The following is a 20,633-nucleotide window of genomic DNA, read 5'->3' on the forward strand; positions in this document are numbered from 1 at the left end:
TTACGACAGGAGGGAAGAACATGCTGCACAATTGTCCTGACTGGCCGGAAGCAGCAGCGGATTGGTACCGGAAGAACGGTTGCTGGCAGGGGAAGACGTTCGGGGATATGCTCCGCGAGCGGGCCGTGCTGTATGGGGAGCATACGGCCGTGATCTGCCGGGATGAGCGTTTAAGTTACGAGGATCTGGACGACAGGGTTGACCGGTTGGCCTTTGGCCTGGGCAAGCTGGGGATTAAGCCGCTGGACCGGGTCGTGGTCCAGCTTCCGAATATTCCGCAGTTTGTAGAAGTCATCTTTGCCTTATTCCGGCTTGGAGCGGTCCCGGTAATGGCGCTGCCTTCCCATCGCAGCAGCGAAATTACGTATTTCTGCAGGTTTGCAGAGGCAGCTGCTTATGTAATTCCCGATACGTATGCAGGGTTCGATTACAGGAGGCTGGCTGCGGAAGTCCAGAGGGATGTACCGCATGTACGGGAAGTGATCGTTGCGGGAGAACCGGAAGGCTTTATGAGCCTTAATGATCTATATAAGGAGTCCGGCAGCCTGCCGGCTGTCCGCTCAGATGATATCGTCTTGTTCCAGCTGTCCGGCGGAAGCACAGGTCTGCCCAAGCTCATTCCCCGCAGGCATGATGATTATATGTACAGTCTCAAGGCCAGCGTGGAGGTATGCGGGCTGGATCACAACAGTGTTTATCTGGCGGCGCTGCCTGCTGCGCATAATTTCCCGCTCAGCTCGCCGGGAGTTCTGGGCACGCTGTATGCGGGCGGGACGGTCGTGTTTAGTCCGGGGCCGAGCCCAGATGAGGCATTTCCGGTCATCGCGCAGGAGCGTGTTACCATAACGGCGCTTGTCCCGCCCCTTGCCCTTCAGTGGCTTGAGGCAGTGGAGACCAGGCAGGTTGATCTCTCCAGCTTGCAGATCCTGCAGGTTGGCGGGGCAAAATTCAGCGCGGAAGCCGCCAGGAGGGTCAAGCCGACGCTCGGCTGCACGCTGCAGCAGGTTTTTGGCATGGCGGAAGGGCTTGTTAACTATACAAGGCTGGATGACCCTGAGGAGGTCGTCATTCATACGCAGGGCAGACCGATGTCGGTATACGATGAGATTCGCATCGTGGACGAGGATGACCACGAGGTGGAGAGGGGCCAGACGGGACAGCTGCTGACGCGCGGACCGTATACGATTCCCGGCTATTATAATGCGGAGGAGCATAACGCGAAGGTATTTACCAGCGACGGATTTTACCGCACAGGCGACTTGGCCAGACTGACTCCGCAGGGCAACCTGGTCGTGGAGGGGCGGGTTAAGGATCAGATCAACCGCGGAGGCGAGAAGGTAGCGGCTGAAGAAGTCGAAAATCACCTGCTCGCGCACCCTTCCGTTCATGATGCCGCGGTTGTCTCTATGCCAGATGCCTTTCTTGGCGAGCGGACATGTGCCTTCGTCATTGCCCGTGAACCGAAGCCTTCGGCCGCTCAGCTCCGGTCATTCATCCGGCAGCGCGGGCTTGCCGCCTACAAGATTCCTGACCGGGTGGAGTTTATTGATTCGTTCCCGCTCACGCCGTTTGGGAAGGTGAGCAAGAAGGAGCTGCGGAACACGATTAACCAACTGATGATGGTATCTGAAGAAAGGAAGTGAGAACCTGATGGCCATTCCAGTTATAAGATCTTATCCGATGCCGCTGGCAGCGGATTTGCCTGCTACGAGGGTTTCATGGAAGCCCGAGCCCGGCCGGTCGGCGCTGCTCATTCACGATATGCAGAACTATTTTCTGCGGACATTTGAGAAGGATACTTCACCGCTATCGGATTTGCTTGTGAACATCCGGGTCTTGAAGGAACGGTGCCGGGAGCTTGGAATACCGGTCATTTACTCTGCACAGCCCGGAGGACAGTCGCTGGAGCAAAGAGGTCTGCTTCAGGATTTCTGGGGCTCGGGGATACCGGAAGGGGAGGAGCCGGAGAGGATTGTTGACGAGCTTGCTCCCTCCGCCGATGACATTCTGCTGACCAAATGGCGCTACAGCGCATTTCAGAAAACAGAGCTGTATGAGCTTCTGCAGGAGCAGGGCCGCGACCAGCTGCTTATTTGCGGGGTATATGCGCATATCGGCTGCATGCTGACCGCCTCCGAGGCATTTATGAAGGACATTCAGCCGTTCCTCATCGCAGACAGCGTTGCTGATTTTTCGCAGGAGCATCATGAGATGGCGATAACTTATGCAGCTGACCGCTGTGCCGTGGTGATGTCAACCGCGGATCTGCTGGAGACGCTTGGCTTCAAGGCAGCTTCCAAGGCTGATACTGAGCTTCCGCTTACGGAGGAGAGTATCCGCATGCAGATTGCGGAGCTGCTCCAGATCGCTCCTTCGGAAATTTCGAATGAAGATAATCTCCTGGATTTGGGGCTCGATTCGATCCGGATTATGAGTCTGGTGGAGAGCTGGCGCCGTGCAGGCATTGAGATTACATTCGTAGAGCTGGCGGAAAACCCGACAATCGCCTACTGGTGTAGCCTTGTCTGCCAAGCCCGTGAGACCGTGCCCCCTAATGCAGATTATCTATCATGAGAGGCGGGATATGGAAATGATTACTGCACAAGCCGTGCGTTGGCGGTTAACCGGTGCGCAGGCCGGCATTTGGTTTGCGCAGCAGCTGGACCCGGCTAATCCGATATTTAACGCAGGGGAATATGTTGAAATTGAAGGCGCTGTTGATCCGGGGCGGTTTGAAGCTGCACTGCGGCAGGCTGTTCGGGAGACAGAGGCGCTGCATCTTCGCTTTGGAGAGGATGCGGATGGTCCATGGCAGACGCTTGAGTCTGCGGCAGATTGGCCGCTGCATAAGCTTGATGTGAGCGCAGAAGACGATCCGCATGGAGCGGCGTTAGCATGGATGCGGGATGATCTAGCCAGGCCCGTTGACCTTGCATGCGGCCTGCTGTTTGCGGAGGCATTGTTCAAGGTGGCGGAGGACCGGTATATCTGGTACCAGCGCATTCATCATCTCGTCATGGACGGCTACGGCTTTGCTCTAATTGCACAGAGGGTGGCAGCGCTGTATACGGCGATGATGAGTGGCACTTCTCTCACGAGAGGCGGATTCGGTTCCCTGCACCGTGTAGTAGAAGAGGATGCGGCGTACCGCTCATCGGCAAAATACGGGCAGGACCGCGAGTTTTGGCTGCAGCGGTTTCAAGACCGGCCGGAGGTGGTGAGCTTAGCGGAACGTGCTCCCCGGACCTCGGACAGCTTTATCCGCCAGAGCGGGCATGTATCTGTTCAAAGCGTCCGCCGCCTGACGGAGCTGGCTGGCCGCGCAGGGGCAGGCTGGCATGATGCCGTGACTGCGGCGACGGCCATCTATATGCACCGCATGACAGGAATGCAGGATGTGGTGCTTGGCCTGCCGATGATGGGAAGAATGGGCTCCGCCTCGGTCAACATACCGGGAATGGTTATGAATATCGTACCGCTGCGGCTGAGGGTTCTTTCTGATAGGAGTGTTGGTGACCTGATCAGGCAGGTGTCCGGTGAAATCCGTGAAGCAAGACGGCATCAGAAATACAGGCATGAGGAAATCAGACGCGATCTCAAGCTGCTTGGAGACAACCATCGGCTGTTTGGCCCGATGGTCAACGTGATGCCGTTTCGCAGCGGACTAAGCTTTGCGGAGCATCACGGTGTTACGCACAATTTGTCAGCAGGCCCGGTTGATGATCTGTCCATTCATGTGTATGACCGGCTGGACGGGGAGCGGGTCCGGATCGATATGGATGCGAATCCAGCGGTGTACAGCAGGGAAGAAGCTGCAGCACATCACAGCCGGCTGCTGCGTTTGCTGGAAGCGGTCTCCTGCGCGGAAGCTGCGGCCACCTTGGGCAGCATCGATTTCCTGCCGGCTTGGGAACGTGAGCTGGTGCTCCATACCTGGAACGAGACGGAACGGGAGCTGCCGGCTGTGTCTGTCTCCCGCTTGGTTGAAGCACAGGCTCTGCGGACACCTGATTCCGATGCCGTGATTTGCCGGGAAGGCGTACTCAGCTACAGGGAGCTGAATGAGCGGGCCAACCGGCTGGCGCATCTGCTGAAGAAACAGGGAATCGGGGCAGAGAAGCTGGTCGCTCTGGCTATGCCGAGATCGGCTGACTTAATAATAAGTATGCTTGCCGTCATGAAATGCGGGGCGGCTTACGTGCCGCTCGATCTGGATTACCCGCAAGATCGTGTAGCCTATATGCTGGAGCATGCCAATCCGTCATGTGTTCTAACAACCTCGCATTTGGCTCAGCGCCTGCCTGGAGCAGATCAGATACCGCAGGTTGTTCTTGATGACAGCGGTACGGAGGAGGCCTTACTGGCTGAACAGCACACGGAGCTTCTATTAGAGGAGGGAAATAGCGGACGCTCATTGCTACATCCTGCTTATGTGATCTATACATCCGGATCGACGGGGAAGCCGAAAGGTGTCGTCGTTCCCGTGCAGGGCCTGCTTAATTTCCTGTTGTCGATGAAGGACCGTTTTGCCTTAAGCAGCCAGGACCGGCTCCTCGCCGTGACGACCGTCGCATTCGATATATCCGCATTAGAAATATTCCTTCCGCTTCTGAGCGGTGCAGCGGTCGTGCTCGCGGACAAGGAAGCTGTGCTGGACCCGCCTGCTCTTGCGGCGATGCTGGCTGAGCAGGGCATTACGGTCATGCAGGCAACGCCGGCGCTATGGCACAGCCTCTTGACCAATCAGCCGGGAAGCCTGCGCAAGTTGCGGGTATTAGTCGGCGGAGAAGCGCTGCCGGGACATCTTCTGCATGCCCTTCATGCTTGCGAATGCGAGGTTACGAATTTATACGGCCCGACGGAGACAACCGTGTGGTCTACAGCTGCAGCAATTGGACCTGGCCATGAAGGCGCACCTACCATCGGCAAGCCGATATGGAATACGCAGATCTATATTCTGGATGGCGGCCTGCAGCCGGTCCCGCCGGGAATTACGGGCGACTTGTATATTGCCGGAACTGGGCTGGCCAGAGGATATTTGGGCAGGCCGGATTTGACAGCTGAACGGTTTGTAGCCGATCCCTTCGGCCCTCCGGGAGCCCGTATGTACCGCACCGGAGATATTGCCCGCTGGCTGGAGGACGGTTCGCTGGACTATATCGGCCGGGCCGACCATCAGGTCAAGGTTCGCGGCTTCCGCATTGAACTAGGGGAAATCGAAGCCGTATTAATCCGTCACCCTGATGTGAGCCGGGCGGCGGTGATCGTCCGTGAAGACGAGGCGGGGGATAAGCGGCTTGTTGCTTATGTGGCCTCTGCTTCATCTGCGTGTGCAGGGGCTTCGGAGCTTAGGGATTTTGTGCGGAAGACGCTTCCGGAGTATATGGTGCCGTCGGCTGTCGTACAGCTTCCGGAGCTTCCGCTTACACCGAATGGCAAGCTGGACCGCAAGGCGCTCCCGGCACCGGGACCGTCGCTTGCTCTCTCGGGCCGTGATCCAAGGACGCCGCAGGAAGCCATTCTGTGTGATTTGTTCGCAGAGGTGCTGTCGCTTCCACGTGCAGGCATCGACGACAGCTTCTTCGAGCTTGGAGGCCACTCCCTGCTGGCTGCCCGTCTGATGAGCCGTATACGGGAGGTCCTGGGGGTAGAGCTTGGAATCAGCCACCTGTTTGATGCCCCCAGCGTGTCCGGACTTGCCCGGCGGCTGGATCAGGCGAGAGCTGCTAGACCGCCGCTCTTACCATATGAGAGGCCAGAAGTGATTCCACTTTCCCTGGCGCAGCGCAGGCTGTGGTTCCTCCACTGTCTGGAAGGGCCCAGCCCGACCTATAACATCCCGCTGGTCATAACCATGTCAGGGGCACTCAATCTGGGAGCCCTTCAGGCCGCGCTTGGTGATGTGGTACAGCGTCATGAGATGCTGCGGACGCTGTTCCCAGAAGCCAAAGGAACTGCGAGCCAGCTGATCCTGAATGAGACGGAGGCTGTGCCGGAGCTGAAGATTATGCACATAGAGGAGGGTGAGCTGGAGGAGCGGCTAACTGAGGCGGCAGGCTACTGCTTCGATCTGGCATCGGAGCCTGCTTTCCGCGCTGAGCTGTTCGTAAAGGGGGAGAAGGAGCATGTTCTGCTGCTGCTCCTGCACCATATAGCCGGCGACGGCTGGTCCTTGAATCCGTTATGCCATGACCTGTCTTCCGCCTATGCATCCAGGTGCCGGGGAGAGGCGCCGGAGTGGGAGCCGCTTCCGGTGCAGTATGCGGACTATGCGCTGTGGCAGCAGCAGTGGCTGGACAGCGGAAACGATGAAGACAGCCTGTATGCCAATCAGCTTGCTTACTGGCGCAAGGCGCTTGAGAATCTGCCGGAGCAGCTGGAGCTTCCTGTGGACAGCCAGCTTGCTTCTCTGGCGGAGGGCAGCAGCCGGGGCGGCACGGTGGACGTGCACATTCACCCAGAGCTTCATGGTCGTCTGGCGGAGCTTGCGAAGAAGCATCATGTCAGCTTGTTTATGGTGCTTCAATCCGCACTGGCCGCTCTGCTGACAAGGCTTGGCGCCGGTACCGATATCCCGATTGGCTGCCCCATTGCGGGACGCAATGACGATGCAATGAACGAGCTTATCGGCTTCTTCGTCAATACGCTGGTGCTCCGTACGGATACATCAGGAGATCCGTCATTTGGCCAGCTGCTTGACCGGGTCCGCAAGGTCAATCTGGACGCGTATGAGCATCAGGATATTCCCTTCGACCGCCTTGTTGAGGTGCTTAATCCTGCCAGGGCCAAAGGACGGAACCCCCTGTTCCAGATCATGCTGGCGTTTCAGAGCACGCCGGATGCTGTTATGGATATGCCGGGCTTGGCAGCGGACGTCAAGCTCCGTGCGTCAGGCTCGGCCAAGTTCGATCTGACCCTTGAGCTTAGCGAACGGCGGGGAGAGGGCGGAGCACCAGAGGGAGTGGAAGGGCTGTTTGAATACAGAGCCGACTTGTTCAAGAGGAGCTCGATGGAGCGTCTATCCTCGCGGCTGGTCCAGCTTCTGGAGGCCGTTGTCCAGCATCCTGATCAACCGATTGGCCGCCTAGACCTGCTTCTGCCGGAGGAGCGTGCCCGCTTGGAAGACAGCAGAACAGAGATGCCAGGGCCAGTTCCCGACAAATGTTTGCCCGAGCTGTTTGAATATCAGGCGTCGCTTCATGCGGATGCGGTGGCGGTCACCTGCGAGGAGGCATCGCTCCGTTACAGTGAACTGAACGAACAAGCCAACCGGCTCGCACATCTGCTTGCTGCGCAGGGTATAGGGCCTGAGCAGATTGTGGCGCTGGCGATGCCGCGGTCACTCGATATGGCGGTTGCGCTGCTGGCGGTTATCAAAGCAGGAGCCTGCTATCTGCCCCTTGATCCATCCTATCCGCAAGACCGTCTTGCCTATATGCTGGACGACGCTGCGCCCGCCTGTATTCTGACAGTCCGCAGCGCCATGTCGGCGGCAGCGGATGCGGGTAACACGCCTGTCATTATGCTGGATGATCCGGATACAGAGCAGGCCTTAAGCTGTCAGCCTGCATCCAACCTGACTAATGGGGAGCGTACAGCGCCTCTGCTGCCGCAGCACCCGGCCTATATCATCTACACCTCGGGCTCGACAGGCAAGCCGAAGGGTGTGGTCATTCCGCATCAGAACGTCGTCCGGCTGTTCCGTGCGACGGATGCGTGGTATGGCTTCCATTCCAACGATGTATGGACCCTGTTCCATTCCTATGCATTTGATTTTTCCGTGTGGGAGCTGTGGGGGGCGCTGCTGTATGGGGGAAGGCTCGTTGTTGTCCCGTATTCGGTGAGCCGATCGCCGGATGAATTTCTGAAGCTGCTCGCCCGGGAGAAGGTAACGGTTCTGAATCAGACACCGTCGGCATTCTACCAGCTGATGCAGGCTGACCGGGATAACCCGGAGGCGGGCCAAGAGCTTGCTCTGCGCTACTGTATATTCGGCGGGGAAGCACTTGAGCTGAGCCGGCTGGAAGACTGGTATTCTCGCCACGCGGATCATGCGCCGAGGCTGGTCAATATGTACGGAATAACGGAAACAACCGTTCATGTCAGCTATATCGCGCTTGACCGGGATCATGCGGCGAAGGGAAGCGCCAGCCTTATCGGCTGCAGTATCCCCGACCTTCGTGTCTACGTGCTGGATAACTACCTGCAGCCTGTGCCGACAGGGGTTGTCGGGGAGATGTATGTTGCCGGAGCAGGACTTGCCCGCGGGTACTGGAACCGGCCGGGGTTTACCGCTGAGCGCTTTGTCGCAGATCCGTACGGCGAGCCCGGCAGCCGGATGTACCGCACAGGCGACCTTGCCAGACTGTTAGAAGATGGCACATTCGATTACATCGGCCGTGCGGATCATCAGGTGAAGATTCGCGGCTTCCGAATCGAACTGGGCGAGATTGAGGCAGCCGCTGCAAGGCATGAAGCCGTGGCACAAGCGGCGGTCATTGTCCGGGAGGATCAGCCGGGAGATAAGCGTCTGACGGCTTACGTCGTGCCGGCAGCTGGAGCGGCTGTGGAAGGAAGCGAGCTTAAGCGCTTCGTTGGCCGTTTTGTACCGGATTATATGGTTCCTTCCGCCGTTGTGGAGATGGACCAGCTGCCGCTTACGCCTAATGGCAAGCTGGACCGCAAGGCGCTTCCGGCTCCCGATTTGTCAGGGGAAGTGTCAGGGAGAGGGCCGCGCACTCCGCAGGAGGAAATTCTGTGCGACCTGTTTGCCGAAGTACTGGGCCTGCCCCGTGTGGGTATTGATGACAGCTTCTTCGACCTGGGCGGTCATTCGCTGCTTGCGATTCAGCTTATCAATGGCATACGTGAAGCGTTAGGTGTGGAGCCGGGAATCGGCATATTATTCGAAGCCCAGAGTGTAGCCGCGCTTGCCGAGCGGCTGGAGATGGGAACGGGCCAGGCATCACTCAATATCCTGCTGCCGTTCCGTACGCAAGGGAAGCGTTCCCCAATATTCTGTGTTCATCCTGCTGGGGGACTCAGCTGGTGTTATTCCGGGCTGATGAAATACCTGGGTCCCGACTATCCTCTCTACGGCATCCAGGCCCGGGGCATTGGGGAGGAGCAGGGCCTGCCGCAATCGCTGGATGAGATGGCCGCAGATTATATCCGGCATATCCGTACCGTGCAGCCGGCAGGGCCTTATTATCTGCTGGGCTGGTCACTGGGAGGCAATGTGATTCAGGCGATGGCGGCCCAGCTGGAGCAGCAGGGCGAGGAGGTAGCGCTGCTGGTCATGCTGGATGCTTACCCGAATCACTACCTGCCGATCCGGGCTACACCGGACGAACAGGAGGTTCTGGCTGCGCTGCTCGCACTGGGAGGCTATGACCCGGATATGGTAGGGGATGGACCGCTGAATTTGGAGGCTGTCATTAAACTCCTTCGCAGTCACAGCAGTGCGCTTGCCAGCCTGGATGAGGCCACCATTGTGAAGATGAGAGATACGTATGCCAACTCTGTCCGGATTCTGCTCAAGTATGCCCCGGGGAGGTCCCGAGGAGATGTGCTGTTCTTCCGCTCAACCCTCATACCCGACTGGTTCACGCCGATCTATCCTGACGCATGGGATCCTTACGTTGAAGGAAGGATCGAACACTACGATATGGCCTGCAAGCATAAGGATTTATGCCAGCCGGAGCCGCTTGCGGAGATCGGCCGGATCCTGGCAGGAAAGCTGCAGGAGATGTATGAAGGCAAACAATCTAACATGCGGGAGGTTAGCAATCGATGAGCAATCCTTTTGAAAATCCGGAAGGTTCATACCACGTGCTGGTGAATGAAGAGGGTCAATTCTCACTCTGGCCTTCCTTCATTGGGGTGCCTCAAGGGTGGAAAATCGTCTGCGAGCGCCAAAGCCGCCAGGCTAGCCTGGACTTCATTAATGCGGGCTGGACTGACATGAGGCCGAACAGTATTCGGCCATTGGAGAGTGCCGGTGAACGCAGGGGATGATGAACCGTCCGCTGTCTCCGAGGGTCGTAGTCGGTATTGTATATGTTATTGCGATGTTCATGGTCTCCATGGATGCGACGATTGTGAATGTCGCCCTGGTGACGATCAGTGAGGAACTGCAGGCGCCTGCCTCCCACATGGGAACCATCAATGTTGGATACCTCGTCAGTCTGGCGTTATGCCTGCCGGTTTCCGGATGGCTTGGGGACCGGTTCGGCACCAAGCGTGTCTTCCTGCTCGCACTGGGGACGTTTACGCTTGCTTCGGTATTATGCGGCATTGCCGGTAATTTAACTGAGCTGAACCTGGCCCGGATGCTTCAAGGCGCAGCAGGCGGGCTGCTGACCCCTGTCGGTATGGCGATATTATTCCGGACGTTTCCGGCTCATGAACGGCCGAGAATATCCAGAATCCTGATCATTCCCATTGCGCTTGCGCCTGCGATGGGGCCGGTAATCGGCGGGTTTCTGGTTGAAGCTATCTCCTGGCGCTGGGCCTTCTATGTGAATTTGCCATTTGGCTGCTTTGCTCTGCTGTTCGGCCTTGTGTTTCTGAAGGAGCACAAGGCTGACAGCCTGCGCCGGCTTGACTGGCGGGGTCTGCTGCTTAGTACGCCGGGGTTTGCCATGCTCATGTATGCTCTGACGCAGGGTTCAGTCAGAGGCTGGGACACACCGGCCATTGCCGTGACGGGCCTGAGCGGAGTTCTGCTGCTGATCTTGTTCGTCACTATCGAGCTGCGGACGAAGCAGCCCATGCTTGAAGTGCGCTTGTTCTCAGACCGCCTGTTCAGAACGATGGGCCTGAACGCCTTCTTCGTCTCAGCGGGACTGCTCGGCATGCTGTACGTGTTTCCGCTGATGTATCAGGATGCGTTTGACGCGTCGGCACTGGAGGCTGGACTTACGACATTTCCCGAGGCGCTCGGTCTGATGGTCTCGTCACAGTTTGTACCGTGGTTCTTGAAGAGGCTCGGCCCCAGGCGGATGGTGAGCATTGCCCTGCTGTCTGCTATTGTGATGTTTCTGCTGCTCAGCCTGGTTCAGCAGGATACGAATCCATGGCTGATCCGCATGCTGCTGTTTTGTACCGGCTTCTTTCTGGGGAATGCGGTCGGGGTCATTCAGGCCACTGCTTTCACGGGAATCCCGCCTGTATCCATGGGCCAGGCATCGACCTTGTTTCAAGTGCAGAACCGACTGGGCTCTGCGCTTGGCGTCGCAATTCTAAGCAGTATCATCGCGGGCTTCGGTACGAATGCTTCCGGCGGGGAAGCGTTCTCGTATAAGCTGGCGCTGCTTGTGTCAACAGGCTTCCTGCTGGTCGCGCTGCTGTTCGCCCGCCGCATTCATGATACAGACGCTGCGGCAGTGCTGCGCAAGCCTGAGCCTGCGAAGAAGATGACCGCTTAAGGAATCCGGCCAGACGGTGGCCGAAGGGTGGCTGCAGTGGCAGCCGGAGTTGCAGTTGCAGTAACAGTCGCGCATTTGCACTCGCGCCCGCAGCTGTATCCGCAACCGCACCTGCTATCAGGAATGCCCCATCCACACTTTTCTGTCATTGTAGACAGCAATAGCTGCACGCCGGTCTGGTTTCGCCCGATTTCGGGTGTGACCAGGCCGGCGTGTTTTTTGGTGGCTTGGTTGGACGTGCCGTTTGATTGGACGTGCCTCGGTCATTACCTCGTCGTGTCTCGGCGAGAGGCCCGCCGCTGCTGTGCAGCTAACGAACCTGAGAAACGCCAGTGGCTAACGAACCTGACAAACGCTATTCGTGCAAATTTGCAGCCTTCTCCATCGTAAGGAATCTCAGCCACCTTAATGGCGAGTTTTCGCTAGATTTTCTTGATTATTGGAGAAATAACGCTGCTCATGTTCGTTAGAGATTGGAAACCGTCATTTTCCGGCTAATAGGGTGTGTCAGTTTCGTTAGAGCATGTCCCTGGCTGCTTAGAGCATGAGCCCCGCTGCTGCTGGGATTATGTAAGTCCGATACCGCTGCTTTCCGCTTACGACAATCAGCCGTTGGATGTTGACCAAACGATGAAGGATTGACCTCGTATACTGTAGCGGACCATTATTTATTTACCAGATGGGATATTTCCTGTTGCCTAATCGTTTAATAAGCAGGAGGTGAGGGAGTGGGGCGAGATTCTTCCTTGCACACGGAATACACGGATTACGAGGTATCCCAAATCTACCAGCGGAATGTGGAATCGATTTACAGGCTTTGTTTTATATACTTGAAAAATGCTGCCGATGCGGAGGATGCTGTGCAATCCGTATTCTTGAAGTTAATTAAGAGCGGAAAAGTCTTCACAGACGGGGAACATGAAAAAGCGTGGCTAATTGTTACAGCCAAGAATTACTGCAAAGACTTATTAAAGAGCTGGTGGAAATTCCGCCGGGTTCGGATGGAGACTCTGCCTGAAGTTTCTTATTGGGATGATCGTGAGGAAGGCGGCGAGATTTTGAAGCAGCTGCTTGCGCTGCCGCCAAAATACAAAGAAGTGCTGTATCTCTACTACTTCGAAGGATATTCTGTCAAAGATATTGCTGAAATGCTGAGCCGAAAAGAAAGCACTGTGCAAACGCAGTGGTTTAATGGGCGGAAGCGTCTAAGACTAAGCTTGAAAGGAGGAAATCATTATGCCGAATTCAATTAACAGACTGTTTCAGGCCTGTTCCCCCACCGAAGATCAGAAGGCGAAGATGTACCGTACGATTATGGAGGAACAGAGGCGGTCATCAAATAATACAATTGTTTCCCCAGCCTTCAGCTGGAAGTGGTGGGGGCGGTCCGCAGCAGCCTTTGCAATTATTGTGGTGGTGAGTGTTTATGCATTTGTAAGTATGAAGGAGGAAGCGGCCTTTGCTTTATACGCTTATGGGACAGATACAGAGATTACAGACTCAGGCGTCGAGCTGTCCACGGGTATCATCAAGGATGACGGCTCCATGCAGGGACAGCTGCTGCAGTTCCATGTGCAGGGAGATGATATTGAGAAGATTCGCTTCTCCAGCAAACATCAATATATGGATTTTACCGACTGGACTGGGAAGAGACCGGAACGCAGTATGAAAAAGCAGTTTACCGTAACCTATGGCGCGAGTGAATCGGACTACGATTATCTAGTCATCAATTGGCATCCCGAGCTTACAATTCGTGAGTTGACTGATCACCCTGATCGCACGATAGCTGGTTTAAGCGAAGAGCTGCAGCAGGACTTAATTGTAATGGAAATTGAGTACAGGGATGGAGCAACGGCCACCAAAGCCATCTATATTACCTTACAGAACAATGGGAAAATCTCAGCCAGTCTGCAAGATTACATTGTGACGGAAGAGGACGCATTTGTACATTCCCCCTCTCCTGGGGCTATACCTCAAATGAAGTCTAAAGAAGCCGGTGAGCCGCAGAATATGGATAGTGTTGAGTATACGGAAGAGGAGATCAAGGCAGCTGAAAAGATTGCATGGAAGTACTACACCCGCTTTCCAAAAGATCGAGAGATCGTGCAGTTGAACCATACGGACGGATTTGGGCAGGTTAGCAATTTTATTCCGGATGAGTATAAGAACTGGCAGATCATTGTTTTTCAGGCTTATGAGAAATCCATGTACCCTGCTGATACGGCCAGACACATTCTGCTTGCCAGAGAGAATTCCTCGGAGGAATGGATTGTCATTAATGAAGGGTATTGAGTGAGTGGGGGAGTACACAGGAAAGCTGAGGTAAACGTAAAGAGCATGCCGCATATCGGCCAACCGCGGTTATAACGGGCTGTATTTAGAAGGTCACCCTGGATAGAGCATAAAGCATGCTGGGTGAAGAGATCAAGCCGATCTCTATCCTTTACTTGGGTACTGCTTTCTTGCTTTTCAATTTGCTATGAGCTTTCTCACATTGTGACTGGTAGATTTTGTTGTATAACTATAAGTGACAAAGGAGGAAAATAATAAATATGGTAAAGTTACACATCTATGCTTGTACCTTGCTTTTCTCTTCGGTGCTATTGATATGCACACGCTACATTACGGTTGCTCTATTCACACAGCAGGGATCGCAATCGCAGGTTAATTTTGCGGTCTACCAACAGGGATTTGAACTAATTGGAAACAAACTATCGACCCTTTCGGACGGGCTGTTATTTTTCAGTATACTTTTCTTTCTGGCTGACCTGCTAGTGATGCTGCTGAAGAAGAAAGTCCGACACGACAATGAGAACTGTTAACCTGGCTGTTATGGTTGCAGTTTAGTACTATACCCCAGTACAAGTATCGGAGAGGATATGCAAAAAAAAGGGCTAGTGTTATCAAAAAGTATGAGTTAATCCAATCTTACATATAGGATTAACTGTAGGAACAAGCAACGCAATTAGAGCACCATGCAGATACTAGATTCGTTACTGATTTTGGCATGGGAATAGCAAGAGTTGAAACGGTGTTTTCCGCAAAGGGGATAACAGGAAGCGGAGTAATGGGGGATCGCCGTAGGTTCAATTGGTGAGGAAAACCAACATACTGTATTTTTAACTGCAGACTATTGATTGGATATTGTAGCGCCAGAAGAGAAGAATTGTAGCACCTTGAACAACGGTGGTTATGGCTAAATGTCAGAACCCTCAAGGTCCATTGCAGATGTAACAAGTGCAACCGCCCTGCTGTAGAGCAAGTATATGAATAAACCGTCTAAAGTTAATGCCGTAAGTGCTATTAGCAGCCATTCATATCCGTATAAGTTTTCTAAATTGTCAAATAAGATTAATGGAGGGCTACGTTATGAATGTTATGAAAAAAAGAATGGGACGCATAGGAATTGTAATCGCACTACTATTTAGTGTATTTTCCACAGGAGCAATGGCATCAAACGCAGAGAATGGACCTGTAAGCGACGAAGTAGAGCTTATAACAGCTTATGAAGTAACAGAGAACGGCCTTGTCGAAATCAGCAAGGATAAGTATCTGGAAATCGTTCGTGAGAACGAAAAGCGGGAGAAGGACCAACGAAAAGGAAAATATATGCAGAAGAAAGAGGCACAGGAGTCCAAGAAATGTGATGAAGTAACAATTGCTTGTACAGGTGACTTTTTTGTTTTCAGTAGATCAGGTACTAATAGCTCTGTTCTGATGAATAGCAAGAAAGAGATTATTTCTCAGCGAAAGTACAATGATACTGTTGATAATATGTCATGGGGATTTATCTCTAGTACAATGACAACCTATCAAGCCAATATCTCGTTAACCATTGGTAAGAAGGATGCAATTACTGCAGTGATAGGTGGCAGTTGGCAGCAGTCAAAAATGTACAGTGATACTGTTACGGCTACGATTCGTCCAGGCTATACAGCATGGGTAGAATTTACACCTTACATGAAGAATGATTGGGGTTACTTGGAGAAGTGGAACTACTGTGCATTTCCTTCCTACTCGGAGTGGTATACAGGAACCAAAGAATGGGTAGATCTGTACACCCCAACCACCTTGTCGAACGGCCAGTCGAATGGGTTTGTTACTGTAGTGGCAAGACAAGGTAAGCTCACATAAGGATAGGCACGGAAGGGAACCGCCCCTTCCTTTTTTTTTATCTAACACCGTACATATATGCGTTTAAAGCCAAGCCGCCCTTTATCGGTGGCCTTCTGTATTTATTCAGTCGCGGGTTTTCCGCCTAGCCTCGACGAAGAAATATTATGGGAGATTCGACCAGTGGATTTACCGTTACTCCGTATGTGCCGCCAATTCGCTGGATATTGTATTTTATCAATCATTTTCAGTATACTTATTTACACACTTGGTAACCAATCAGGATGGTTACGCATGGTTGGAACGGACTGGATTGACTATAGAGGAGGATCTTGGTGAAACAAATTAAAATTTTCTCTGGAACTTCGAATCGTATACTGACCAATCAAATCTGCCAGTTTCTCAATATGGAGCCTGGTAAAGTCGATATATCGCGGTTTAAGAGCGGTGAGATTTACGTGAGATATCAGGAGCCGCTTCGCACGTGTGATATTTTTATTGTTCATTCCCTGTCCCATCCGATTAATGAAAATATTGTTGAGCTGCTGGTCATGATTGATGCAGCCAAGCGTGCTTCAGCGCAAACCATTAACCTGATCATCCCTTACTTTGGATATGCAAGACACGCAAGAAAAAAGGCGCCCCGTGAGCCCATTACAGCAAAAATGATAGCGGACATCCTTACAAAAGTAGGGGCTGACCGCGTCATCACGGTTGATTTGAACTCCGATGCGATTCAGGGCTTCTTCAAAATCCCTGTCGACCACCTTACTGTACTTGATCTCATGACACAGAAGCTGAACAGCCTTAACATTCCAAACCCTGTCGTGGTCTCACCCGATGCAGCCCGGGCGAAAATGACCGAAGTCGTGGCGAGCCGGTTAGACGTGCCTTTCGCTATTATGATCAACAACAAACGTCAGGGATCCACCAGTCAAGTCCAGGTCATTGGAGAAGTTGAGGGCCGAACGCCAATTATTGTGGATGACATTATTGACACGGGCCGGACTGTTCTTAACGTAGTAGACGAGCTGGCTGCAAGAGGCGCAAACAAAGCTTATGTTATCGCCTCGCACGGACTGTTATCAGACGACTGCGTAACTAAACTAACAGACAATTCCAATATCGAACACGTCATGATCTCCGATACGATTGAGCATGATTTAGAGGGATACCCCAAGTTCTCCATACTCAGCATGGCTGAGATTTTTGGTACGGCTGTTCAAATAATTGCCGAGGGTGGATCCATTGACAAGCTAGTGAACCGCAAGAAGTAATGAAACTGAATAATTATGATAAACGGTCGGTGTGAGCTGTGCGCTCATGCAGGCCGTTTTTTTAATTGATTCCATCCCTTGCTATGGAAGAAAGTAACGCTGAAAAACAGCAAGGATTCCAAGTAAAATGATAAGCGGGACTAAACGAATTGAAGCGCAGGCTCAGGAGGTAGTTAGGGATATGAAACCGATTGCAGAACTGAAAAGATCCAAACGTTTTGCAGCTGCAGCCTCAAATGTATTAGCGATTCTGCAAGAGACGATGGGATTGAATACTATATTCATCGCTGTTAATGACCAGATGATCAATATCATTATAAAGGCAAGCAACAGAGATGAAATAATGATTAAAGAGGGAGCCGAGCTGGCTTTTGAGGAAACATACTGCAAGCTGGTAACCGGCAACGGACGGTTTCCCACAATCATACCGGATACGGGCAGTGATCCATTGACAGGTGTGCTGAATGTCACCAGTGTTCTTGGCAGCTGCTCCTTTGTTGGTATTCCTTTGAGTGTTGGGGAGAATGGGCCAGCAGTCGGAACGATCTGCGCGATGGACAGACGGGCGGGTGCCGTAAAGGATAAGGATATACAGATGCTACAGCAAGCGGGGGAGCTGCTCTCCAGATTAATAGAGTATGAATTGAACGGACAGCCGGAGATATAGATTTAGAGAGAAGGTGCAGAGCACGTTGAATTATGATGAGGATCTATTTACCCAAAGCTTTATGTTTGCGCCTATTGGTCTTGGGCTGGTGAATCTAGAGGGTGAGTGGCTTAGAGTTAATCCGGCATTATGCAGCATGCTTGGTTATGAGGAGCAGGAACTGTTAAAGCTGTCTTTTCAGGATATAACGCATCCAGAGGATTTGGCAGCCGACCTTGCTCTGGTAGAGGAGACACTATCTGGACAAAGACGAAGCTATCGGATGGAAAAGCGCTACTATGCGAAGGACGGACAAATCTTATGGGTCCAGCTGGACGTCTCTTTGGTTCGGACAAATGAAGGTGAGCCCCAGTTCTTTATCTCACAAATCCAGGATATTTCAGAGAGAAAGCAGATAGTGGAGGAGCTTGAGGAGACCAAGACCAGACTGCAGCAGGTGATGGACAGCATGAGAATCGGGCTCTGGTCACTTGATCTGGTGAATAATGACTTTGTGTGCTCGGATAATGTACCTGTGTTGTGCGGAATAAGTGAGCAGGAACTCAAGGACAATCCGCTGCAGTGGAATCATAACGTTCATGAGGATGATTATCCACACACAACCTTTGATTATCTGATGGGGCAGTTGTCATCAGGCGACCAAGTGGTAATTGAATACCGGAAAATATTCAGCCGCGGCGAGCAGCGTTGGCATCAGATGAGACTTTACCCACAATTTCATGGAGACAAGATGACTTCGATTAAGGGTCTGATTACAGATATTACGTCCCAGAAGGAAACAGAGCGCTCTCTTGCGGACAGTGAGAACCGCTACAAGCTTATTGCCGAACATACTAATGATCTGATTGAAATTCTAGATGAGCATGGTGTAATCTTGTATGCCTCTCCCTCACACCAAAGAATCCTCGGGTATAATCCGGATGAGCTGGTCGGGCGGCATGTGACCGAACTGCTCGATCCGAAGTGTCATGAGAGAGCTGCAGAAGCGATATGTGCCCAGGCTAACTCCAATCATAATCAGATAGTTGATGTTGATATCATCCATCATTCTGGACATATTATGCATTATGAGTCTCAAGGGACGAGGTACTGGGATGAACGGGAACGAGCCGTTAAGATTATTGCGGCCGGACGGCATATCGGTGAACGCAAGCGTTATGAGCTTGAATTGCAGCGCCGTAAGGAGCTGTATCTGAAGCTGCAGGACAGCCTTGACCGGTTTACAGCCGAGATTGGCCAGGTTATCCAGAAGGATGATCTGAATGAACGGTTTGTTCAAGAGCTCAAATCTATTATGTGTACGGATAAGGTAGCGCTTCTCCGCTACGAGCGGGCATCGTCGGGGTACCACATTCTTCATGGTTCCAATGATTGCGGCCTGGAGATTGATGGGCAGAGAATTGAGGTTGATAAGCAGCGGATCAAGGTGGGAGAGTTGATCAGGGAAGGCAGTGTATATTTATCCATTATCAGTGAAAGTGCGGACTCCATCGTCCTCGTCTGCGTGACTGAGCCCGAAATAGAGGATGAGGCTATGCTGGTCTGGCTCCAAACCATTATTCGATTTATGAACGTGCTGTATCAGAACTTTCGGACGATTGAAGATTTGATGAATGAGCTTAGTGGATTGGAGACGTCTCTGAAAGATAACCCCGTGTGGCTGTCGAGACTGCTCTTCCGGCAGTCGGAGAGCGAGCGGTCCCGCCTGTCTCAAGATTTACATGATGGTGCTTTGCAAGGGCTCATTCTGTGGTACCGCAAGCTGGAGCTGATCGATATGGCAGGGGATAAAGCGGCGTTGAACCGGCAGGTTGATGAGATTCGTGAAGGGCTGCTGGACATTGTCTACCAAATCCGGCTGACCTGTAATGAGCTGCGTCCCCCATTTATACGGGAGTGGGGCATTATTGAGGCTCTTCAAGCCTTGTTTGCGGACACTCAGAGAAGAGCAGACTTTGCCATAGAATTTCGTACGAACAGCGGGAAGCTTCCCTTAAGTGAAGAGCATGCGGTCAGTCTGTACCGTATCGTACAGGAGCTGCTGGCCAACGCGGAGAAGCATTCGATGGCTGCATCGGTAAGTATATCCCTTAACAGCGGGGAATCAGGCGTACTGCTCCGCTATGAGGATAACGGAGTAGGGACAGGCAACCAGTCTGTAAATCTGCTTCCTACCTATTCACGGGGAATGGGCATTTATGGAATGAAGGAACGCGTCCGGGTAATGGGCGGAACAATCAAGTTTCGTTCAGGGCTGGAAGGCTTTGCCGTCGATATTTGGCTGTCTGGCCAGGGATACCACGGACACTGCTCAGATTAGAGAAATGGTGGGACAGCATCTAAAGGAGCGGTTGCAAGTGAACCTGTTGATTGTGGATGATCACCCATCCGTTATAGAAGGCACGAAAGTTATGCTGCAGCAAAGCGGGGATGTGAAGGTAACGATGGAAACTTCCCCCAGCAGAGTGCTGGAGGAGCTGCCCATTCACCGTTATGATGTCATGTTGATTGACTTATTCATGCGTGAAGCGGACGGACGGGAGATAAACGGAATCGATCTTGCTTCGGAAATATTGAGAGTATCTCCCGAAGAGGTCATCTTGATTTATACCGGCTTTGACATCAGCCCGCATCTGAATCGACTCATCGAATCGGGGATCTCAGGCTTTGTGTCGAAGACAGCGACTTCAGAACAGCTAATGACCGGAATCCGGTGTGCCATGCGGCGAGAGGTCGTCCTGCCGATTACCACATTCAGACAGCTGCGGCAGATGAATAGCGAGGCGGTATCAGAGGTCAATTCCGCCATGCCGGCTGTAACGGAGCGGGAGATTGCCATCCTTCAGCAGATAGCCATGGGCAGGGGCAACCGTGTAATCGCGGACAGCATGGCGATGAGCCAGCGGTCACTGGAATATATTCTTACGCAGCTGTTTCAGAAGCTCGGGGTTAAATCGCGGGTTGAGGCGGTTAGCAAAGCGGAACTGATCGGCATTCTGCCGCGTTGAACGTATTAACGATTTGTTGAAGAGTCTTCTTGTCACTTAGTGATAAGAAGGCTCTTTTGACATTTTCACCTGCAAAGTCACGCAAAAAAAGTTTGCGCGGACGCGCAAGCTTTTTTCGGTTACCAATGTCGAAATATGT

Annotated in this window: 12 protein-coding genes; all 12 read left to right on the forward strand. The window is 52.9% G+C overall.

Translation table 11 applies throughout. The features are described 5' to 3' along the window. The first annotated feature begins 20 nt into the window (after positions 1 to 20). Entirely contained in the window at positions 21 to 1,643 is a 1,623-nt protein-coding gene (locus DNH61_RS12370; RefSeq protein ID WP_111146965.1) for a (2,3-dihydroxybenzoyl)adenylate synthase, read from the forward strand. A gap of 7 nt (positions 1,644 to 1,650) precedes the next feature. After that, the gene (locus DNH61_RS12375) at positions 1,651 to 2,574 is read left to right on the forward strand and encodes an isochorismatase family protein (protein WP_111146966.1); all 924 of its coding nucleotides are present in this window, start codon (positions 1,651 to 1,653) and stop codon (positions 2,572 to 2,574) included. Positions 2,575 to 2,590: 16 nt separating this feature from the next. Continuing rightward, a complete protein-coding gene (locus tag DNH61_RS12380) occupies positions 2,591 to 9,796 on the forward strand; it encodes an amino acid adenylation domain-containing protein (protein ID WP_111147352.1) in 7,206 nt (2,401 codons plus the stop codon). Further along, the gene (locus DNH61_RS12385) at positions 9,793 to 10,017 is read left to right on the forward strand and encodes an MbtH family protein (protein WP_111146967.1); all 225 of its coding nucleotides are present in this window, start codon (positions 9,793 to 9,795) and stop codon (positions 10,015 to 10,017) included. The genes DNH61_RS12380 and DNH61_RS12385 overlap by 4 nt, the downstream gene beginning before the upstream one ends. Next, positions 10,017 to 11,429 carry an MDR family MFS transporter gene (locus tag DNH61_RS12390; protein ID WP_111146968.1) on the forward strand — a complete coding sequence of 471 codons (1,413 nt, stop codon included), beginning with the start codon at positions 10,017 to 10,019 and terminating at the stop codon, positions 11,427 to 11,429. Before DNH61_RS12385 ends, DNH61_RS12390 begins: the two co-directional genes overlap by 1 nt. A gap of 728 nt (positions 11,430 to 12,157) precedes the next feature. Next, positions 12,158 to 12,682: an RNA polymerase sigma factor gene (locus DNH61_RS12395; RefSeq protein ID WP_281272387.1), complete on the forward strand. Its 525-nt coding sequence runs from the start codon at positions 12,158 to 12,160 to the stop codon at positions 12,680 to 12,682. Next, positions 12,666 to 13,721 carry a hypothetical protein gene (locus tag DNH61_RS12400; protein WP_111146969.1) on the forward strand — a complete coding sequence of 352 codons (1,056 nt, stop codon included), beginning with the start codon at positions 12,666 to 12,668 and terminating at the stop codon, positions 13,719 to 13,721. The genes DNH61_RS12395 and DNH61_RS12400 overlap by 17 nt, the downstream gene beginning before the upstream one ends. 1,077 nt (positions 13,722 to 14,798) lie before the next feature. Next, the gene (locus DNH61_RS12410) at positions 14,799 to 15,563 is read left to right on the forward strand and encodes a hypothetical protein (RefSeq protein ID WP_111146971.1); all 765 of its coding nucleotides are present in this window, start codon (positions 14,799 to 14,801) and stop codon (positions 15,561 to 15,563) included. 314 nt (positions 15,564 to 15,877) lie between these two features. Continuing rightward, the gene (locus DNH61_RS12415) at positions 15,878 to 16,819 is read left to right on the forward strand and encodes a ribose-phosphate diphosphokinase (protein ID WP_342771438.1); all 942 of its coding nucleotides are present in this window, start codon (positions 15,878 to 15,880) and stop codon (positions 16,817 to 16,819) included. 181 nt (positions 16,820 to 17,000) lie between these two features. Next, the gene (locus tag DNH61_RS12420; protein ID WP_111146973.1) at positions 17,001 to 17,486 is read left to right on the forward strand and encodes a GAF domain-containing protein; all 486 of its coding nucleotides are present in this window, start codon (positions 17,001 to 17,003) and stop codon (positions 17,484 to 17,486) included. Between the two features lie 25 nt (positions 17,487 to 17,511). Then, entirely contained in the window at positions 17,512 to 19,806 is a 2,295-nt protein-coding gene (locus DNH61_RS12425) for a PAS domain-containing sensor histidine kinase (RefSeq protein ID WP_111146974.1), read from the forward strand. Between the two features lie 37 nt (positions 19,807 to 19,843). Then, a complete protein-coding gene (locus DNH61_RS12430; protein ID WP_342771439.1) occupies positions 19,844 to 20,494 on the forward strand; it encodes a response regulator transcription factor in 651 nt (216 codons plus the stop codon). Positions 20,495 to 20,633: the final 139 nt, after the last annotated feature.

Origin of the sequence: Paenibacillus sambharensis (genome assembly GCF_003233845.1) — a bacterium.
In the GTDB taxonomy this organism is placed as follows: Bacteria; Bacillota; Bacilli; order Paenibacillales; family Paenibacillaceae; genus Paenibacillus_I; species Paenibacillus_I sambharensis.

Bases quoted from the DNA above. Each gene is read 5' to 3' on its own strand.
- DNH61_RS12390 (WP_111146968.1), top strand. From the start codon at position 10,017: ATGAACCGTCCGCTGTCTCCGAGGGTCGTAGTCGGTATTGTATATGTT.
- DNH61_RS12380 (WP_111147352.1), top strand. From the start codon at position 2,591: ATGATTACTGCACAAGCCGTGCGTTGGCGGTTAACCGGTGCGCAGGCC.
- DNH61_RS12410 (WP_111146971.1), top strand. From the start codon at position 14,799: ATGAATGTTATGAAAAAAAGAATGGGACGCATAGGAATTGTAATCGCA.
- DNH61_RS12420 (WP_111146973.1), top strand. From the start codon at position 17,001: ATGAAACCGATTGCAGAACTGAAAAGATCCAAACGTTTTGCAGCTGCA.
- DNH61_RS12375 (WP_111146966.1), top strand. From the start codon at position 1,651: ATGGCCATTCCAGTTATAAGATCTTATCCGATGCCGCTGGCAGCGGAT.
- DNH61_RS12400 (WP_111146969.1), top strand. From the start codon at position 12,666: ATGCCGAATTCAATTAACAGACTGTTTCAGGCCTGTTCCCCCACCGAA.
- DNH61_RS12370 (WP_111146965.1), top strand. From the start codon at position 21: ATGCTGCACAATTGTCCTGACTGGCCGGAAGCAGCAGCGGATTGGTAC.
- DNH61_RS12385 (WP_111146967.1), top strand. From the start codon at position 9,793: ATGAGCAATCCTTTTGAAAATCCGGAAGGTTCATACCACGTGCTGGTG.